Annotated in this window: 18 protein-coding genes; 4 read left to right on the top strand and 14 right to left on the bottom strand. The window is 49.6% G+C overall.

Translation table 11 applies throughout. The features are described from left to right. Positions 1-91: 91 nt before the first annotated feature. Positions 92-505, top strand: coding sequence for a MerR family transcriptional regulator (locus NSU14_RS32655; RefSeq protein ID WP_042140568.1), 414 nt, complete (start codon positions 92-94; stop codon positions 503-505). A 99-nt stretch (positions 506-604) separates the two neighbouring features. On the opposite strand, the gene NSU14_RS32650 is transcribed toward NSU14_RS32655, so the two are convergent. The 7 genes from NSU14_RS32650 to NSU14_RS32620 form a co-directional block, all read right to left on the bottom strand. Further along, the gene (locus NSU14_RS32650) at positions 605-1009 is read right to left on the bottom strand and encodes a VOC family protein (RefSeq protein WP_171717749.1); all 405 of its coding nucleotides are present in this window, start codon (positions 1007-1009) and stop codon (positions 605-607) included. A gap of 73 nt (positions 1010-1082) precedes the next feature. Further along, positions 1083-2030 carry a helix-turn-helix transcriptional regulator gene (locus tag NSU14_RS32645; protein ID WP_340948526.1) on the bottom strand — a complete coding sequence of 316 codons (948 nt, stop codon included), beginning with the start codon at positions 2028-2030 and terminating at the stop codon, positions 1083-1085. A gap of 179 nt (positions 2031-2209) precedes the next feature. Then, positions 2210-4453, bottom strand: a complete 2244-nt coding sequence (locus NSU14_RS32640; RefSeq protein WP_340948525.1) for a U32 family peptidase — start codon at positions 4451-4453, stop codon at positions 2210-2212. A 76-nt stretch (positions 4454-4529) separates the two neighbouring features. Then, positions 4530-4613 carry a topoisomerase DNA-binding C4 zinc finger domain-containing protein gene (locus tag NSU14_RS32635; protein WP_340949029.1) on the bottom strand — a complete coding sequence of 28 codons (84 nt, stop codon included), beginning with the start codon at positions 4611-4613 and terminating at the stop codon, positions 4530-4532. A 64-nt stretch (positions 4614-4677) separates the two neighbouring features. Next, positions 4678-5259: a restriction endonuclease gene (locus NSU14_RS32630; RefSeq protein WP_340948524.1), complete on the bottom strand. Its 582-nt coding sequence runs from the start codon at positions 5257-5259 to the stop codon at positions 4678-4680. Positions 5260-5419: 160 nt separating this feature from the next. Further along, a complete protein-coding gene (locus NSU14_RS32625) occupies positions 5420-5686 on the bottom strand; it encodes a transcriptional regulator (protein ID WP_340949028.1) in 267 nt (88 codons plus the stop codon). Between the two features lie 5 nt (positions 5687-5691). Beyond that, positions 5692-6489, bottom strand: a complete 798-nt coding sequence (locus NSU14_RS32620; protein ID WP_336101294.1) for a DNA-binding protein — start codon at positions 6487-6489, stop codon at positions 5692-5694. A 218-nt stretch (positions 6490-6707) separates the two neighbouring features. Between NSU14_RS32620 and NSU14_RS32615 the strand changes: the two genes are divergently transcribed. After that, entirely contained in the window at positions 6708-6965 is a 258-nt protein-coding gene (locus NSU14_RS32615) for a helix-turn-helix domain-containing protein (protein WP_081972309.1), read from the top strand. Between the two features lie 204 nt (positions 6966-7169). Here the strand turns inward: NSU14_RS32615 and rlmH are convergent, their stop codons facing one another. After that, positions 7170-7649, bottom strand: a complete 480-nt coding sequence (gene rlmH, locus NSU14_RS32610) for a 23S rRNA (pseudouridine(1915)-N(3))-methyltransferase RlmH (protein ID WP_340948522.1) — start codon at positions 7647-7649, stop codon at positions 7170-7172. Between the two features lie 280 nt (positions 7650-7929). Next, positions 7930-8289: an ArsR/SmtB family transcription factor gene (locus tag NSU14_RS32605; RefSeq protein ID WP_042140576.1), complete on the bottom strand. Its 360-nt coding sequence runs from the start codon at positions 8287-8289 to the stop codon at positions 7930-7932. A 196-nt stretch (positions 8290-8485) separates the two neighbouring features. Here NSU14_RS32605 and NSU14_RS32600 point away from each other — a divergent pair, with 196 nt between their 5' ends. Then, positions 8486-9898 carry an MFS transporter gene (locus NSU14_RS32600; RefSeq protein WP_076243722.1) on the top strand — a complete coding sequence of 471 codons (1413 nt, stop codon included), beginning with the start codon at positions 8486-8488 and terminating at the stop codon, positions 9896-9898. Positions 9899-9978: 80 nt separating this feature from the next. Here the strand turns inward: NSU14_RS32600 and NSU14_RS32595 are convergent, their stop codons facing one another. Continuing rightward, complete coding sequence (locus NSU14_RS32595; protein ID WP_063776434.1) at positions 9979-10146, bottom strand: CxxH/CxxC protein; 168 nt, start codon at positions 10144-10146, stop codon at positions 9979-9981. A 103-nt stretch (positions 10147-10249) separates the two neighbouring features. Beyond that, a complete protein-coding gene (locus NSU14_RS32590) occupies positions 10250-12034 on the bottom strand; it encodes a M3 family oligoendopeptidase (RefSeq protein ID WP_340948519.1) in 1785 nt (594 codons plus the stop codon). A gap of 195 nt (positions 12035-12229) precedes the next feature. Between NSU14_RS32590 and NSU14_RS32585 the strand changes: the two genes are divergently transcribed. Continuing rightward, positions 12230-13567, top strand: a complete 1338-nt coding sequence (locus tag NSU14_RS32585; RefSeq protein ID WP_076243724.1) for a DUF2252 domain-containing protein — start codon at positions 12230-12232, stop codon at positions 13565-13567. A 430-nt stretch (positions 13568-13997) separates the two neighbouring features. On the opposite strand, the gene cydC is transcribed toward NSU14_RS32585, so the two are convergent. From cydC to cydB, 3 genes are read right to left on the bottom strand one after another with little or no spacing between them, the layout of a single operon-like run. Next, on the bottom strand, positions 13998-15782 hold the full coding sequence (gene cydC, locus NSU14_RS32580; RefSeq protein WP_340948517.1) for a thiol reductant ABC exporter subunit CydC: 1785 nt from the start codon (positions 15780-15782) through the stop codon (positions 13998-14000). Further along, positions 15779-17542: a thiol reductant ABC exporter subunit CydD gene (gene cydD / locus NSU14_RS32575; protein ID WP_076243726.1), complete on the bottom strand. Its 1764-nt coding sequence runs from the start codon at positions 17540-17542 to the stop codon at positions 15779-15781. Before cydD ends, cydC begins: the two co-directional genes overlap by 4 nt. Next, positions 17542-18555 carry a cytochrome d ubiquinol oxidase subunit II gene (cydB, locus tag NSU14_RS32570; RefSeq protein WP_039295886.1) on the bottom strand — a complete coding sequence of 338 codons (1014 nt, stop codon included), beginning with the start codon at positions 18553-18555 and terminating at the stop codon, positions 17542-17544. Before cydB ends, cydD begins: the two co-directional genes overlap by 1 nt. Positions 18556-18558: the final 3 nt, after the last annotated feature.

Genomic DNA, 18558 nt, shown 5'->3' with positions numbered 1-18558 from the left:
ACTTACAAGTTAGAGTCAACTAGAAGTCAAGAGAGTTTTCAGGGTATAATATTTTTCAATACCAGCATTAAAAAGGAGGGACAGAAATCGGATGCTTACGATAAGTCAGGTGTCAGTACAAACGGGATTAACTCCTTATACGATTCGTTATTATGAAAAAATCGGGGTACTACATGAACCCAAGCGTAGTAGTGGAGGGGCACGTGTCTACAAAGAAAGCGAGGTATCCTACATTCAATGTCTAAATAAACTAAAAAAATTGGGCTTATCGCTTGAGGAGATTACGGAGTTTACTCGTGAGGGCTGTGTAATGGATAAAATTCAACAAGGGGAGAATCCCTCTAATTATAATCCTACCTTAAAAAAGCGGATTGAAATCCTTGAGAAACATCTGATGGGACTGGAATCCAGGCGGCAAGAAATTGATTACATGATTTCTCTCGCCGAAGAGAAACTTACCCTATACCAGGAACTTACGAAAGAAGACATAGTAAATACTAGATAATAGCGGCGTAATCCTGCGTGAACACTGCAGGGTGTCTGATGTAGAAAATCAGACACCCTGTGCCAGTTACTCGACATGACCCTCATGAAGGTCAGTTAATCAATGCCTGCCGCTGAACCGTTTAATCGCTTCCTCGGTCACCGGCTCGAAGAGGTTTACCAGGTTGCCGTCGGGATCACGGAACAGCATAGAACGGTTTCCCCATGGCATCGTGGTCGGTTCTTTTACCCAATCATAGACAATTGGCTTCAAGCGTGCGTATTCGGCTTCGACATCGTCGACGCGGAACTCGATGATGACAGTGTGATTGCTCGCTGCCACTACGGAACCAGCGCCGAATAGCTGCGCCGTTTGGGAGTGGCCGATTGCCAGGGTACATGCCGGCATAACGAGTTCGGCAAAAACAGGCGCGGGGTGCACCGCCGAAACACCCAGGACTTTTTCATAGAACTCGGCGAGACGATTCACATCGTCGGTAATGATGCGTACAGAAGCAAAATTCACAAAACACCCTCCTTCCTATACTCCTTTATGTTTACATACCTGATAATAAAACAACGCTACTGACAGCGTTATGTCAGTAGCGTTCTGAAATTTTTAGGGCTTCCTCACGAATCTTATTCCGGAATAATTCAGGCTCCAATACGATTACACCCGCTCCCCAGCCGAGCACCCATTGCAGCAATTCATCCAGTTGGCGTACGCGTAAAACCACATCTAATCCAGCTTGATGCTCTATCATTTCTTCAATGTAATGATAGTTGGATTCCTTCACCTTATCTGCGAGGTCATGATTAAATCGAAGAAGAACTCGCAAGTGGCGATCATCCCGAGGGGTATACTCTCTTAAGTCAAAATGTACAGGAAGCTCGAATCGCTCCTCCAGTTCTACAAGTTCAGACATTCGGGCCAATCGGAAATGGCGAATATCGTGGCGTAAGTCGCAATAAGCCACGAGCATCCATGATCCTTCAACGAGTACGAGGCCATAGGGAGCTACGGTGCGATCGCTATGGTGGCTCCCCGTAGAATCGGTACTTTTCTTCGAATAATGAAATCTGATCTTTCGCCCATCTAATATTACCCGGCGAATCTTATCAAGATTATCCCTTTCATTTGACAGAGCTGCCTGTTTGCCCGGAGCAAGCAATCGCAGCGCCTTGCGTATACGGGAGCTCTCATTGCGGACACTATCTGATAAAGTGGCCTCGATCTTCCTCCGAGCAGCCTTAGCTCTGTCACGATAATCATTATCAAATCGATGCTCGATAAAATCCGTCCCTATGAGTAAGGTCACGGCTTCCTCTATAGTGAAGCTGATCGGCGGCAGAAAATATCCCTCCATTAAGGAATACCCTGTACCTGTAGTGCCTATAATCGGTACACCTGCTTCGCTGATCGCCTGAATATCCCGATAAATGGTCCGTACACTGGTTTCAAACAGGGCCGCCAAATCTTCGGCACGTACCACTTTCCTGCCTTGCAACTCCAGCACGATAGCTAATAAACGGTCTGTTTTATTCATTGCTGCCTCCTCGAAACGGTATGCTGTGCAACAGAATCTTGCCCCTACTTATGATACGGTTCACCGTAACATCTATAGAACGAAATTGAAGGCCTCACTATTCCTTCATACCTTAACTCTTTCGCTATTCACTCTGCACTCGTCCCGCCATCATATAGCCAGAACCATCCCTTGGCTACCTACACAATCTCTTTATTAAAATGTCCTCTTGTGTCTGTATCCTGATTAAAGACAGCATTATTCATTGAGCCGTTTAATTTGCCTGAAGCCATATTAATGACTTTCACAACCTGCTCTTTGGATTCAACTGTGAAGTTTAATCTGAGCGCCTCGATTCCTTTGATGTTTGGTAGCTCATCCAACAGATTAAGCGTCTTCCCATTAAGGAGAGTCGTTGTACAATCATTATGGGAAAGGATAGGGAACGTTCCGTGCTCATCTTTTAACTCATAGCTCTTCGTTTTGCAAATTCTGCATTGATTCATTTTTTTCATCGGACAATATTTCGTAAACATCAAAGGAGCCCTGCCATATACAATCATTTCCAGTGCAGGATAGCCGTCATTTTCTTTATAATAGGCATTCATTAAATCTTCAATTTGGCTCTTATTCAATTCATAAGATAAAGTGACTCGTTTAGCACCTAATTTATATAATTCATAGCAACTAGTGGCATTAATAACATTTAGAGAATAGTCCGTAACAAACGGGTTTGTTTCTCTATAGTGATTAATCCCCCCATATCCTCCAATTAGTAGCTGTCCTTCTTGTTCCTTATAATCATTCTGATTTCTTCTAACCACATTTTCGTAATAGATTTCCTTAATTCCACAGCTCACGCAAGCATCGTACTGTTCCTTAGTCGTTACAGAGGCCGTAAGGTATGGTTTTCCAGGGGTAAAGCTTATTTTTTCTTTTGCTTCCAAAGCCTTGGTTCTTTTCTGCTGGCTGTTAAGCTTTAAGTCATACAAGCCCAGTACAATATCTCTTCTTGCTGCATTTAACAGTTTAGCTGGAATAAATGCATTGCATTCCTCATAATCGACATGATGAAGTTCGAATATAGTATCATTCAATCTTGAGAATTGCTTGATTACCTGGTCTTTCGTTGTTGGATTATTAATGGCTTCGCCCAGTATTTCCTCGCTTTCATAGGAATAATTAAAGCCTAAGCCTTCCGCATCTATGACAAGCTTTGAATCTGGACATGCATATACTCTAATATCGAGGTTAAACCGCTTAAATTCTTTTTCCAGTGATGCTTCTAATTCTTTGTTATAGAAATAATCCTTCGTTTTATAGACTAAATCTCCCTTAGACATCTTTTCTTTGATTTTGATATAGCAGACATCCTCTGCTTTATTGATTAATTCGCCATCTTTATCGTACAGTTTGGCAACCGTTAGATTAACATCTTCATTGTTGTGACTGATTCGGATGGTATCGTTCTGATTTAAAGGACGTGTAAGTGTTATTTCATACATGTCTTTAACAATCCCGCTGATTGTTCCAATTTCATAACCAAAGTTATTAGGTCTTAAGATGTTTGTAATATTTCTCCTGTCTTCGTGAAACAAATACCCTTTAGTAAATGTTCTATTGAATGTTTTTTTCAGATTTTCTTTGTCTTCTTCGGTTATTTTATGATCTAAGGCCTTGCGATATTTGGATACAACATTAGCAACATACGTAGGCGCCTTCATTCGGCCTTCTATTTTTAAAGAATCGATTTCTTTTAAATCATGGATATAATCGATGGTGTTTAAGTCCTTAGTAGATAGAATATAGCTTTTCCCTAAAGATGTATCTGTTGTCTTATCGATTAGTTCATACTCCTTACGGCATGAACCCACACATCTTCCGCGATTTGCGCATCGATTGCCGAGTAATCCTGACATTAGACAGTTTCCCGAATAAGATACACATAAAGCACCGTGAACGAAAATTTCTAAAGGTATTTCAGCTATTCTTTTGATCTCTTTTACTTTTTCAACCTTGACCTCACGGGACAGAACAACTCTTTTCGCACCAAGTTCTTTAAATAATAAAGTTCCGTCTAGATCGTCGATTCCCATTTGAGTTGAACAATGTGCTTCCATATCAACAAAGTTTTTAACGATATAATCGAAAGCAGTCAGGTCCTGGACGATAATGCCATCAACACCGATTTTATTTAATTCGTGGATCTGCTCTTTCATCTCTTCCACTTCGTTTTCAAAAACGATGGTATTCATGGCAACATAGATTTTAACGTTCCTCAGGTGCGCATACGTAACAGCCTCTTTTAACGATTCTAGATCAAAATTAGATGAGTATGCACGTGCACCAAACTTTTGCATTCCTAAGTATATGGCATCACAACCATTAGATATTGCAGCTTTTAAAGCCTCCATATTGCCTGCTGGAGCTAGTAATTCAGTCATTTCTTCCTCCTTGTGACCCATAAATTGTACGCTAGTTAAAGCGACATTTCTTTATTAAAGATTTTTTTTGTTACGCCTATATAGCCCTGGTCTTGCGGCAGCTCGGATAATTACTGCAGCCCCAGAATACTGCGCCTTCTTTATTTTTACGCTGAACCATTGGAGCCCCGCATGCGCAGTTTACATCTTTGACTGTAGTATTAACGGCCCTTTTCGGTTTTGCTTTAGTTTTGACAGGCTGCCATTTCCCCCAAGACCGGAGCTTGTTCTCGACAAGACCCCCCATGCCAGTAATCAACCTTGAATTGCTCCGCCTCCCGCTTCGCATCCGCTGTAAGATCGGACGTAGTGACCAGCAGAGACAGGATGCAGTCATGATTTCTTTTGGCGCCTACCAGTTCGCGAACCGTCATAACCTGTACTTTATTGTGGTCAGCATAACACTTGGCTTGAACCGCAGTTTTCTCGCCGCGTTTATCGACAATGACCAAGTCTATACCACCATCCTTGCCCCCTACTCCTACTTCTTTAACACTATAGCCTTGATCCCTGAAGTACAGAGACAATAACCGCTCAAACTCAGCACCATTAATTTTGTCCAAAGATGTTCTTAAAAGTACATCGTCAGGTCTGCACGTTGTTGAAGAACGGTTAAAGGTCGTTTTCACATTTTTATTATTGCTTTTCTTTGCAGCAGGTTTCCGCTTGCCCGTACTGCGTCCTCTCTTCTTCTTAGTCCCCTGCATCATCCCAGTTAAGATGGATAATACGATAATAACTACTATAAATCCGATAAATGACGTCATGGCTTCTCCCTTTTAAATTAATAAGATTATTAGAAAATCAAATTTCAGACTATTGCCATTAATCATAAAATAAGAACTATACTTAAGCTGCAGCAAAACGCACAAGCCAATGGCTTGTGCGCTTGTTTTAAATGACCTCATTTGCTCTGAGGGACGTATCTCATAATAATTCTTTAAGTACATTTTTCGCCACGCGTACCTTCTCATCATTGGCCTCACGAAGCATACCTACAATATCCTGAATATCGCTCTCAGCTGAGGTAACCATAAACTCTTCATTCTGATACGCAAACAGCTGAACTAAATTAACTTCAAGCGATTCCGCTATCTTATGTAAATTCAATAAAGAAACGTTCTTCTCGCCACGCTCTTTCCGAAGAGCACAAATCCGGGTTCCGACGAGCTTCAATATTTCCTTATCCATCACGGTGTTCACCCCATAATTAACGCCTGAATCTCGCTCACCTGCTCCACCGTTGCCCAATCGCGCAACGATTCGAAGAGCGCCAGACTTCTAGTAGAATGACTGTCGTTCCCCGACCGATAGGCCAGCCTCACTGCTTGCAGTATCTGCTCCAGTGCTTCCACCATTCTTCCCGCCCGCTTATAGTATAGCGCCAAATGATGACTGAAGCGATAAAAGTGTTCTAGATTTCCCTCATCCTCATATGTGCTGAATTCTGCTGTATGCTCCGCGAACATCATCAGCAACTCGTCCACATCCAGCCCATACCGCAGCGCAGCCTGCAGAATCACATCCAATCCGGGCAGTACTTCTTCTGGATTCTCCCGCAGAAAGACAGTATAAGAAGTCAGAACCCCCACCTGCCCAGACATAAGTTCAAGTGCATATCCGTTTGCTTGTGCCAGAAATCGGAATTCCTCTACAACTTCCAGCCCGTCCTCACCTAGATCCTCCAACCATCCCAACTCGGCATACTTATCTATATATGCCCGTGCTTCCTCATAGTTCTCTTTCGTTTGATAAGCCATCCCCCGAGTCAGATAACTGAATCCGTAATAATAGACCAGTGGATGCTCTAGCCCGATTGTCAACAGTGGTGAAGATTTAGCCTTCCGATACTGCTGTTCCTGATACAAGTACTGCACACATTTATACAAAATCTCTGATGTCTCAATGACTTTGTCCCACTTCTCCAAGCGGCAAGCCATCTCTATCATCTCCACAATAACATCAAGGTTGAGTGATTTTAGAAAGGATGGGCGCACGGGTAGGGCCTCCTTTAGACTGTAAGAATATTTTTAAATAGATGAAGGTACATTATCTGTACGGCATGTTTTGGGCTGAGCAACTTTGAATCATATAGAAACTACAGGGAAGTGCAGAAGAGGCCTAATATATGTATTTATTTTACTTTTTGTTGAATACTTTATCTGTCACGACCATTATATCAGATTGATAATGGACTTAAAAGGGGTTATTTTCCTTGAGCGATCCGTCCAACATCATTAAGCAGATAATCGGAAAAACCGTTAAAGCTATACGTATCAAACAAGGTTTAAGCCAAGAAGATCTGGCCCATGAATGCAACGTCGACCGATCCTACATTTCCATGATTGAGGTTGGCAGAAATGAGCCCTCCGTCACGAAAATATTTGATCTCTGTAAGGGACTGAAAATCAAACCATCTGATTTTTTCAAGCTGATTGAGATAGAGTATGAGAAAGTGCAAGAGAACGAGTGAACGTAAATAAGAGCGGGGCATAAAGCTGTTAGCTTATGTTCCGCTCTTATTGTTATTAAAGGAATTAAAGAGGCTTCATAGACATTGGCGCCCTACTTGTTTTAACGGTAAATACACATCGTTCCTGCCAGAGTGTGACATACCCTGCCCTTGTAGTGATCATGTAGATAGAGGCTTCTGCAGGTTTTCTTCAAAAACTTCCCCCTACTTGTGATAAGGTTCCCCCCGATTGATCTTCACCGCCCGGTAAACCTGCTCCACCAGCACCAGCCGCATGAGCTGATGGGGCAGCGTCATTCGGCCGAAGCTCATGCGCTGCTGGGCGCGGCGTATTACCTCATCGGAGAGCCCGTGGCTGCCTCCGATGACAAAGACGACATGGCTCGTCCCGTAGGTGCCGAGCCGGTCGATCTCGGCGGCAAGCTCTTCCGAGCTCCAGAGCTTGCCGTCGATCGCGAGCGCAATGACATGCGCCTCGCTCTTGATATGCGCGAGGATACGCTCGCCCTCGCGCACCTTCACCTGAACAACCTCCGCATCGCTGAGGTTGTCAGGTGCTTTCTCATCCGCCACCTCAATCATCTGGAACTTGAGGTATGGCGTCAGCCGCTTGGCATATTCTGCGATGCCGCTGACCAAATACTTTTCCTTCAATTTGCCTACGCCGATAATCTGAATGAACATGTCTTCCTCCTGTGGGTTATGCTTCTATATACACCTGACCATTCGCTGAGGTTCCAGAAGCCCCCTGAGTTTGCCTTCGCCGATCAAGAGGGCTCCATAATAGTGTCCCACGGCTCAATCACCGTTATCTCATTATATAAACAGCAAAAGGACGTATCCGCTACGTCCTTTCTGCTTAAGGTTATCCTCTATGTTCTACCACATTTCCGGGTAAAAATAAACCGGAATCCGCCTTTACTATTCCTGTCTCCTAGCTCTTTCAGCTATCTTACTGCTCGCGCTACCCCTGCTCTTCCGTCACTTGCTCCTGCTCCCCGAATCCCTCACCGGGCTCCGTCTTTTCATACGCCAGCAATATTGAATCCAGAAGCCCAGGGAACCGCTCCTCCAGATCCTCTGTCCGCAGTGACAGAATACGCTGCGTGCCCTGCACCCGCGTATTCACTATGCCGGCTTCGCGCAGTGTCCGGGAATGATGGGTCAGGGTGGACTTGGCAATCGGCACCTTGAAGCTGTTGCAGGCCTGTGCGCCATGTTTGCGGATTTCCGACACGACATATAAACGGACCGGATCGCTAAGCGCATACAGCACAGAGGCGAGCTGAATATCCTTGCGTTCCGGATGATGAAGCTGCTTCATAAGAAAGACTCCTTTGAAATACAAATAGTTGTCATTCATTTATATATTTTAAATTCCAGATGATTTGTTTATTTCCTAATTGCATTTTACATCAGCCCATGCTATATTTCAATTGTTCGTAAGTAATCGAACTATAAAATAAAAATGTTTAGTTTTTTATTTTAAATAAGTCCAATAACAAAGGAGTGGCCCTTAAATGACCTCATTACATACATCTGAGGACAGTACAAACGATTCAACCGCTGCTCCGCAGGCAACTCTTCCACGCGAAGGACTGCTGACTCTGCTATTCAGCGTTGCTGTTGTTCTCGTCATTATGAATACAGCGATGTTCAATCTGGCATTGCCTGATGTGACCGAGACCTTCGGCATCACAGCAGCATCCGCCTCCTGGATTGTTACCGGGTATTCCATCATGTTCTCTATTGCCTCAATCACATACAGCCGGCTCTCTGACTTCCTGCCGATCCGCCGGCTGCTGGTTATCGGGCTGCTTACGCTAGGGCTTGCTGCTGTGGCCGGTTTCTTCAGCACCAACTTTATCTTCCTGCTTATAGTGCGCATTCTGCAAGCTTCGGGAGCAGGCGCAGTCATGTCCTTATCGCTCGTCCTGTTCACCCGTTATGTCCCGCAGGCCCGCCGCGGCAAAGCAATGGCGACGATCATGTCCGCTGTTTCGCTGGGTCTGGGACTCGGGCCGGTAGCCGGAGGTTCCATTGTCGAGTATCTCGGCTGGACCTGGCTGTTCGCGGTCACCGCAGCTATTCTGCTCCTGGTACCGCTATTCCTGATCCTGCTGCCTAAGGAAGTTCCCACCCGGGGCTCCTTCGACATCCTGGGCGGTGTGTTCCTCGGTGTCGGCACCACCGGTCTGCTGCTGTTCCTGACCAGCGGACTGTGGGTTGCCCTGATCGCCGGAATAGTAGCAATTATCTTGTTTGTCGGCCGCATCCGTACCACTCCTGATCCATTCGTGATGCCGGCGCTGTTCCGTAACCGGTCCTATCTCGTGCTGGCCCTGGTGGGTGTCGCCTCCTACCTGTGCAGCTTCGCCACCTTGTTCCTGCTGCCGCAGATTCTGGTTCACCGCTTCGGCTTCAGCGCCAGCCATGCCGGACTTGTAATCTTCCCCGGCTCGCTGCTGGCGATCTTCGTCTCCCGCACCGTGGGGCGGATCATTGACCGCTACGGCAATGCCGGAATTCTGCGCCTGGCACCGTTCCTGGTACTGGCCGCGACCGTACTGTTCGCCTTGTTCGCCGGGCGGTCGTGGGTTGCTGTCATGCTCGTCTATATGATTATGAGTCTCTCGTTCACCGTACTGTCCAGCAGCGTATCGAACGAAATCTCGCGCATCCTGCCTTCTTCGCAGATTGGCTCCGGAATGGGGCTGTTCCAGCTGCTGCAGTTCTTCAGCGGAGCCTTCAGCGTGGCGATGGCCGCAAGTGCTCTGGAATGGCAACGTGGTCTACCGCTCCAGACAGCTTACTCCAACATCTACTGGGGATTATCCATTGCGGCAATCGTGGCGATTGTATCAGCCTTTATATATGGGCGCAGCAGCCAGAGCAGCACGCTGGCCGAAATGGCGGAAGCAGCAGACGCCTAACATTAAGTAATGTTTATGCCAGAAAGCCCAAACACCCCGCAGCCTTCACGGCTACAGGGTGTTTTTAATTACAGCAGTCCTCAGACCACCAGATATTCCGCATTCTGCTCGCATTCCGCACATTTCGCCGGCGGGTCCCAGTCCGAGAACTCCGTCTCCTTCAGATCCACTACATCGGGTGCATCCTCGTATTCGTCCACAAATTTGTCGATGGCCAGCTCTACGTGTTCCTTACACACTACATACATTCAATCAAGCATCCCTTTCTGTGCCGCTTCGGTGTATACTTCTACTACTGTTCTACCACATTTCCCGGCAAAAAGGAACCTTCCGCAGAGCAAAATCCCCGCCTTATTCCCGCCCTGTAAACTTATCAATATCTCCGGCAATCAGCCCGAGCGCATCCTGCCAGAATGCCAGTGAATGTACATCGATATCCATCAGCTTTGCGGCATCCGCAATACTCCGGGTACTGCTGGCTGAGAGGAACTGCTCATAGCGCTCTACGAAGGCTCCGCCCCGCTTCTTGTACTGCGCATACAGGCCTTTGGAAAATAATAATCCGAAGGAATACGGGAAGTTCAAGAACTCATTACCCGCCATATAATACCCGGCTTTGCTGATCCACTGGTAAGGATGAATCGAGTCCGGCAGCACACTTTCACCGTAAGCCGCATGCATGGATTCCAGCATCAGCGCATTCAGCTCCTCCACAGACAGAGCACCGGATTTCCTGCGGGCATATAACCCGCTCTCGAAGCCATACCGGGCATAGAAATCAACGATATAATACCCTGCATCCGAGAGACTCCGCTCCAGTATGGCAGCCGCTTCACCCGCAGGCAGAGACTGAAGCAGCTCCACATGAATCAGACTCTCACAAAAAATCGACGCCGTCTCGGCAATCGGAACCGGATATTCCGTGTTAACCATCGTTTCTCCAGCTAAGCGGCTGCTGTGGTACGCATGACCGATCTCGTGGGCCAGCACACTCACATCTATATAATTGCCATTGAAGCTGGTAATGATCCGGCTCTCCCCAACCGGGAAAATATCAACGCACATCCCGAAGCTGCCTTTACCGCTCCGCGGTTCGGCATCGATCCAGCGCTGCTCAAACACCTTACGGGCGAATGCGCCAAGCTCCGGGCTGAACCTGCTGAAGCCGGCAATAATCATCGCCTGGGCCTCAGCATAAGTGATGCGCTCCGCAGCAGCTTCCGCCGTCCCGACAGGCGCAAAAACATCACAAAAAGGCAGCCCTCCCGCATGCCCCAGCAACGCCGCCTTTTTGGCATAATAACGCCGAAAGTCCGGCAGGCTCTCTTCGATGGCCTGAAGCATCACCTGAAGTGTCTCCTGATCCATCCGCGATGCTTCCAGCACTTTATGCAGAGGTGAAGCATATCCTCTCAGCTCATAGACGGCTGCAGCCTCCCCGGTTACGGCATTAATGCAGGCTGCACTCTGCTCCGCTACACTGCGGCAGGCCTCATGCTCCGCTTCTGCCGCTGCCCGGCGTACCGCAGGATCGGGATCATAGGCGAGATTGCGCAGCTCGGCAAGCGACACACTCCGGCTCAGCCCGTCCAGCTCCGCCTCGACCCGCAAGGTAGACAGCGTCTGCATGTACAGCCGCTCCCAAGCCTTGGACCCCGTCGCCTGCATCCGGGCAATCACTGCTTCGCCTTCCTCGCTGAGTAAATGCTCTGATTTACTCTTAAGCTCGCGCAAGTAGAAGCCGTGCTGCTCCAGATAAGCGCTCGACCCGATACTCCGCTCCAGTTCCTCTGCGCTTACCTTCGCCAGCCATTTACTGAAGCTGACTAAAGCTTCACCCGCACCGTAAGTAACCTCCTCCAGCTCATCCATCAGATTAACGGCTTCCGTATTACTGCTGTCTGCGCTGAATCTTAATTCCGCGTAGCTGAACAAGCGAAGATATATATGTTGATAAGCATTATATTGTCTAAGGAACTCTCCCATCACACTAGCAGCATCCTGAGCGCTATTCATCTGCGAGGCTGACCATGTATTCAGCTCCCCGGCAAGTGTCTCCACCAGCCTGCGGTCCTGCTGAAATTGCTCCGACTGGAAGGAGGGATAGATCCGGTCCAGATCCCATGTTAATTGCATCTTCTAATATCCCCTTATCTATAGTCGCAGGAACAATTCATCCTCACATGCTTCCACCCCGTCCCGCCATAATCCTTGCTGCAAAATCCATTTCAGTATATCACGCCTGCCAAATTAGAAGTCCATGGAAATATTAGATATAATCAACTATACCAATATACCAAGCCATAACCGATTTCCGGAAAGGAGCACTGCATGGTTAACCAGTCTATTACCGAAGGAGTCATACGTACACGTTCAAAGCTGCGCAAGGATTTGCTGGTTTCTATTTTTGACGAGTTCGACGGCAGCATCATGGCCCTATCTCCTGACCGGAGAACGGAGAAATACAGCAAAATGGCGCAAAATGCCTTTTCCTTCTACCGGGGCAGCGCCTATCTGTTTTATTTTGACACGACAAGGCAGTACTTCCCTTACCACAGCTCACCCGGGCGCCCTACATGGATTCAAGGGGACCTGCATTTCGAGAACTTCGGCGCTTTCCGCAGTGAAGACGGGGAGATTGTGTATGATGTGAATGATTTTGACGAGGGGTATGTCGGCTCTTATCTGTACGATCTGCTGCGGATGGCGGTCAGTATTGCGCTTGCCGGCAGGCAGCTCGGGCTGGGTCAGACAGAACAGCTTAAGCTGAGCCGGAGTTATGCGGAGGCGTATTACCGGCAAATTCACCGCTTTTGTGATGGTAAAGACAATCCCGGAAATTTCGTCCTGGATGAGGATACGGCCAAAGGCCCCGTCAAGAAGCTGCTCCGCAAGCTGGAGAAACGCCGGCAGAGTCATTTCCTGGAGAAGGTCACTGCCCAGATGCAGACCAGCCGGGTATTCCTCGAGACCTCGGAGCTGCTGATTCCCGGAGCTGCCGAGCAGGCACAGCTGGAGCTGGCCTGGAGCTTCTATACACAGACAGTGGTTACGCGCAGCCTGAACGAGGAGCATTTCCGGATCAAGGACATCGCGGTCAAACGCGGCTCGGGAACGGCTTCCATCGGACTGGACCGCTATTATATTCTCATTGAAGGCGGCATGGAGCAGGCCGGGACCGACGATACGGTACTTGAGGTCAAAGAAGTCCGTGTTCCCGTTCCCGCCTATTTTCTGCCCTACTCGGATTCGTTCTGGCAATCCTTTGCCCATCAGGGCAAACGTGTATCCGCGACCCAGCAGGCGATGCACCACAAGGCTGATCCCTACCTCGGCTTCTTAACGATGGACGGCCGGGAGTTCTATGTCAGAGAGCGTTCCCCGTACAAAAAAAGTCTGAAGCTGGAGAATATCGCTGACATGGACGAGCTGACCGCAGTTATCCAGCAGATGGGCAGCCTGACCGCCAAAATGCATGCCCGCGCCGACGCCGATGTCGACAAGGGTATTCTCGACTATCACAGTGAGCAGGAGATCGCCAAGGCCATGGGTCCCGATTCTGATGCCTTTGCCCGTTATATCGCAGAATGGGCTTACGGCTATGCCGGGCAGGTAGAGAAAGACTATGCCATGTTCGCGGATTGGGTGTCGGAGCGGTACGGTATATAACGGGCAGGTACTACCTCAGATTAATCGCAGTGAATTCTACTTTTGACAATCGCTTGTTGAAGCACAGCAGATATACAGCTATCCCGCTTTCTTTACATCTGTTGCGCTTTAACTGCACTTCGTACAACTAAAAAGTCTGTTTTCCGCCCCGGCATCCGTTTAATTGTATTCTGTACACTTAAGCGGCCTTATAATGACCGCATTAACGAATTCGGGCTAATTTAGTTGTATGAACTACAGTTATAGTCTGCAAGTAGACCTTATCGCTGTTTTTAATTGCATATTGTACAGCTATCCCGGAGATTCCGTTTGAATACCCTTCCTCCCAATGGAGGATTTACTTTAAAAAGATCAAAAAAGCTCTCTCTACCCGGCAACCGGGCGGAAAGAGCTTCTTGATCTATCCATATTTATTTGCCGTCCGCAACATTTATGAATTGAGTTGACTCGGCCGGTCCAGCTCATACAGCTTGCGGTAACGCGGTTCCCGCTCCATCAGCTCCGCATGGGTGCCGCGCATCTCCACCAGGCCATTCTCCATGAAAATAACCTCATCCATCTGCTCCGCACCCACCAGATGATGGGTAACCCAGATCAGCGTCTTGCCCGCCATCGCCTCGAACATGGTGGCCAGCAGCTCGCGCTCCGTGCGCGGGTCAAGGCCTACCGTTGGCTCATCGAGCACAACAACCGGCGTATTCTGCAGCAGAATACGGGCCAGTGCGATCCGCTGGCGCTCTCCGCCGGAGAAGCGCTGCCCTGCTTCGCGTACCGGAGTGTTATAGCCCTCCGGCAGCGAAGAGATCAATGGATCCAGCTTCGCCAGGGCTGCCGCCTGCTTAACCGCTGCCTCCGAAGCACCCGGGTCCCCGAGCCGGATATTGTTCGCCACCGTGGTGTCGAACAGATGCGGGCTCTGGTTCAGCACGGCGATGAGCTGCGGAATCTGCTCACCGTAAGCCGCAGCGTCAATTCCGTTAATCGTGGCTGAGCCGATGGTTGGCGTGATTACGCCTTGTACCATCTTGAGCAGCGTCGATTTACCGGCTCCGCTGCGGCCAATCACGGCAACCTTCCGGCCCTGCGGCAGGTTCAGCACCATATTCTGCACTGACCAGTCGTCTCCCGCCGCGTAGCGGTAGCCCGCCGACTTCAGTTCAATATGGGCCTGCCCGCTGGTCTGAATAACCTGCACAGCGGCAGCCGCCTTCGCTTTGGCTTCTGCATTCTTAACTGCTTCGGCCGCAAGCGGTACAGCTCCCTCCGCTGCTTCTACCCCGTTCAGACGCTCCAGTGAATTCCGGTATTGCGGAATTTTCTCCATGGCCTCCGATACGGGCAGGAAAGCATCCGCTACCGGGAAGACGACGAGCACGAACGCGGCAATCAGCGTTCCGGCAATCGCTCCATCGGCATACTGTCCGCCTGCCCAGTAGAGCAGGGACAGCACGCCAAGCCCGACAACGGCTTGGCCGATGAACATGCGCAGCCGCGCCCAGCGCCGCAGCGCACCGTCCGTCCGGGCGACGGTCTGTTCGTCGGCCTCATAGGTGTCGACGAACTGGCTCTGCCGTCCGCTGATTACCCAGTCGCCCAGACCCAGCACGGCATCGGTCAGCTTCTGATACAGCCGGTTGCGCTCCTGCTTCACCTGACGCTGACGCTTCTGTGTGAACAGCAGGGAGATCAGCGGCAATACGGCCACCAGGATCAGCATGTACAGGCCCATAAGCAGGGCAAACGCCAGATCAAACGTGCCGAGCGAAATAACGGCTACCGCATAGATCAGGAGCGCGATGATGCTCGGGAAGACCGTGCGGAGATACACATTCTGCAGATATTCGATATCGTCGGCCAGCATGCCGAGAATATCCCCGGTCTTGAAGCGCGAGGACAGGAACAAGGCCTGCGGCTCCAGAATGTTGTAGAGCCGGATCCGCATCTTCGAGAGAATGCGAAGAATCGTATCATGTCCTACGAGCCGCTCCACATAGTGGATGACGGCCCGGCTGGTTCCGAAAGTACGCACGCCGACAATTGGTACATAGATCATCAGTATATTTTCCGGCGGAATCGATGCCTTCGAGATCAGGAAGCCTGAGGTATACATCAGGGAAGACGCCGAGAAGATCGTCAGTGCGCCTAATGCAATGATCAGCACGAACCGCCAGAAGTAGGCAGAGTAATAGGGAGCAAACCATCCTTCACGTTTCAATGGATTCCCTCCAATTGACTTTGAATAAGCTCATAGTAAGCACCCTTACGGGCTGTCAGCTCGCTGTGTGTGCCGACTTCGGCTACCCGTCCCTGCTGCATGACGACAATCAGATCCATGTCGGTCATCCAGTGCAGGCGGTGCGTAGCCAGGAATACCAGCTTGCCTTCGAACAGCGGCAGCATCGTTTCCTTCAGCTCATATTCTGTCTCAATGTCCAAGTGAGCCGTCGGCTCATCCAGCAGCATAACCGGACGGCTGCTCAAGAGAGCACGGGCCAGTGCCACACGCTGCTCTTGTCCGCCGCTTAGCGAACGTCCGCCGCCCCCGATCATTTCATCCAAGCCGCCCGGCAGCGAAGATACCAGCTTTGATAATCCGGCAGACTCCAGTGCTGCCGCAACAGCTTCCTGCGTAGCCTCCGGATAATAGAACCGCACATTGTCAGCCAGTGTGCCGCTGAAGATGTAAGGACGCTGCGGGATATAAGCGGTCTGCTTGCGCCATTCCTCATCCGTAAGCGCACTGACCCCATTTCCGTTAATCGTGATATTGCCGGAGGTCGGATGAAGGAAGCCGCCCAGGATATCCACGAGTGTAGACTTGCCTGCCCCGCTCTCCCCGATAATGCCGATCTTCGCATATCTGTTGAATTCAAGCTTCACCTCTTCGAGCGAGGATGCGCCTTCTTCTTCATATTTGACGCTAACTTCGTTAAGCCGTAAAGTGCTGTTATTGTTCCACGTGAAAAACGCTCCCGGAGCCTTCCCATCTTGTATAGCTTCCTCTTCCCCCGGCTCCAGCAGCTTCGCCTGCACGGTCTCGCGGTCAATAATGCTCTTCATCGCTTCTCCGGCTTCCTTGCCGTCGAGTGTGGCATGGAAGTCCGCGCCCACCAGCCGTACCGGCAGGAAATATTCCGGGGCCAGAATCAGGATCGTTAACCCCGTAACCAGTGTCATCTGCTCATTGACCAGACGCAGCCCGAGGCTTACCGCTACCGATGCCACCGACAGCATGGTGAAGAAGTCCATTGCGAATGAAGACAGGAACGCCACGCGCAGCGTACGCATCGTGGCCGAGCGGTAGCGGTCGCTGACCGCTGCAATACTCTCGCTATGGCTGCGGCTGCGTCCAAGGAATTTCAGGGTTTCCAGCCCGCGCAGCGAATCCACGAAATGATTGGAAAGCGTACGATAGGACTTCAGCTGACGGTCCATCTGCTTGCGGGCCGTCATACCGATCAGAATCATGAAGACAATGATGATCGGCATCGTTAAGGTAAGAATGACACCGCTGGACGTATCCTGGGTATATACATAGACAAGCAGCAGAGCCGGTGTTACCGCCATACCGACCATCCGCGGAATAATCAGTTCCAGGTAAGTGCGGAACTTGGTTACTCCTTCAAGCACAAGTGTGACCACATTTCCGGTTCCCCGGTCACCTGCCAGCCTCGGTCCCAGCTGGAACAGCTTGTCCATCATTTGTCTCCGCATGCTGCTGCCGGTAGCTTCCGCGAAGCGGTAAGATGTGCGGCTCATCAGCATGGCACAGGCATGGCGCACGAGAAACGCAAGAAGGAACAAGAGCGATTTAGCCCCTTGTTCCTTCAGCGGTTCTCCCGCAAACAGCGCAGAGACAACTTCGGCCAGCGATTTCGCCAGCAGAAGAATGGACAGGCTTTGCACCAGGGTAAGGAAGCCGACAATCAGAAAGACAGGCTTTACTCCTTTGTACCCAAGCAAATTTTTATCCATTAGTATTCAAGATGCTCCTTCTCGTGAACCCGTTTGTGGAAGATGAAATAACTCCAGATCTGATAACCAAGCACGAATGGCAGCAAGGTCAGCGCCACGATCGTCATTACCTTCAGTGAATAGTGGCCGGAAGCCGCATTCGTAATCGTCAGGTTGAACGCCTGATCCAGCGAGCTGATCATCACCCGCGGGAACAGTCCGATGAAGATCGAAGCTACCGACAGCGCCATTACTGCCCCGGTCATTCCGAAGGCATAACCATCCTTCTTCTTGGTCATAAAGTATCCGGAGAGCAGATAAGCGACTACGCCCAGAGCAACTACAATCCATAGCAGGGTTCCGCGTTTATCGAAGATATCTGTCATATTGTACGTCATTATAACGAAGGCCACCAGCAGCACTGCCAGAGGAATCAGCAGTTTCTGGGCCAGCTTACGGGCCCGCTCCTGCAAGTCTCCCAGGGTGCGGAGCGTAGTGAACATCAGTCCATGTACCAGACACAGCAGGACTACTGTAATTCCCGCTACAACTGTATAGGCATTTACGATATCGAAGAAACCGGCATACATCTGCATATCCCCGTCAATCGGCAAGCCTTTGATGAAGCTGGCGAACACCACAGCCAGCAGGAACGGCGGCAGGAAGCTGCCGAAGAAGATGCAGACATCCCAGGTTTTCTGCCACGTCTTCGAATCGCGTTTACCTCTGAATTCAAAGGCAACACCGCGGGCAATCAGCGCCAGCAGGGCGAACACGAACGGGATATAGAATCCGCTGAACAGCGTCGCATACCAATGCGGGAAGGCGGCAAACATCGCGCCTGCTCCCGTAATCAGCCATACCTCATTCGCATCCCAGAACGGACCGATGGAATTAATCAGTACCCGGCGCTCTGTATCATTCTTGGCCAGAATCTGCGTCTCCATCCCTACACCGAAGTCAAAGCCTTCAAGGAAGAAGAACCCGACAAACAGCACTGCAATCAGCAGAAACCATAATTCATTAAGTGACATGGG

It is taken from the genome of Paenibacillus sp. FSL R10-2771 (assembly GCF_038000205.1).
GTDB classification, from domain to species: Bacteria; Bacillota; Bacilli; order Paenibacillales; family Paenibacillaceae; genus Paenibacillus_AQ; species Paenibacillus_AQ phytohabitans.
The sequence above is the reverse complement of the archived record's forward strand: the minus strand, read 5'-3'. Positions and strand labels throughout refer to the sequence as shown.

Excerpts from the sequence above, each read along its gene's own strand:
- NSU14_RS32655 (WP_042140568.1), top strand. The coding sequence starts at position 92 with ATGCTTACGATAAGTCAGGTGTCAGTACAAACGGGATTAACTCCTTAT.
- NSU14_RS32645 (WP_340948526.1), bottom strand. The coding sequence starts at position 2,030 with ATGAATAAAACAGACCGTTTATTAGCTATCGTGCTGGAGTTGCAAGGC.
- NSU14_RS32640 (WP_340948525.1), bottom strand. The coding sequence starts at position 4,453 with ATGACTGAATTACTAGCTCCAGCAGGCAATATGGAGGCTTTAAAAGCT.
- NSU14_RS32635 (WP_340949029.1), bottom strand. The coding sequence starts at position 4,613 with ATGGTTCAGCGTAAAAATAAAGAAGGCGCAGTATTCTGGGGCTGCAGT.
- NSU14_RS32630 (WP_340948524.1), bottom strand. The coding sequence starts at position 5,259 with ATGACGTCATTTATCGGATTTATAGTAGTTATTATCGTATTATCCATC.
- rlmH (WP_340948522.1), bottom strand. The coding sequence starts at position 7,649 with ATGTTCATTCAGATTATCGGCGTAGGCAAATTGAAGGAAAAGTATTTG.
- NSU14_RS32605 (WP_042140576.1), bottom strand. The coding sequence starts at position 8,289 with ATGAAGCAGCTTCATCATCCGGAACGCAAGGATATTCAGCTCGCCTCT.
- NSU14_RS32600 (WP_076243722.1), top strand. The coding sequence starts at position 8,486 with ATGACCTCATTACATACATCTGAGGACAGTACAAACGATTCAACCGCT.
- NSU14_RS32595 (WP_063776434.1), bottom strand. The coding sequence starts at position 10,146 with ATGTATGTAGTGTGTAAGGAACACGTAGAGCTGGCCATCGACAAATTT.
- NSU14_RS32590 (WP_340948519.1), bottom strand. The coding sequence starts at position 12,034 with ATGCAATTAACATGGGATCTGGACCGGATCTATCCCTCCTTCCAGTCG.
- NSU14_RS32585 (WP_076243724.1), top strand. The coding sequence starts at position 12,230 with ATGGTTAACCAGTCTATTACCGAAGGAGTCATACGTACACGTTCAAAG.
- cydD (WP_076243726.1), bottom strand. The coding sequence starts at position 17,542 with ATGGATAAAAATTTGCTTGGGTACAAAGGAGTAAAGCCTGTCTTTCTG.
- cydB (WP_039295886.1), bottom strand. The coding sequence starts at position 18,555 with ATGTCACTTAATGAATTATGGTTTCTGCTGATTGCAGTGCTGTTTGTC.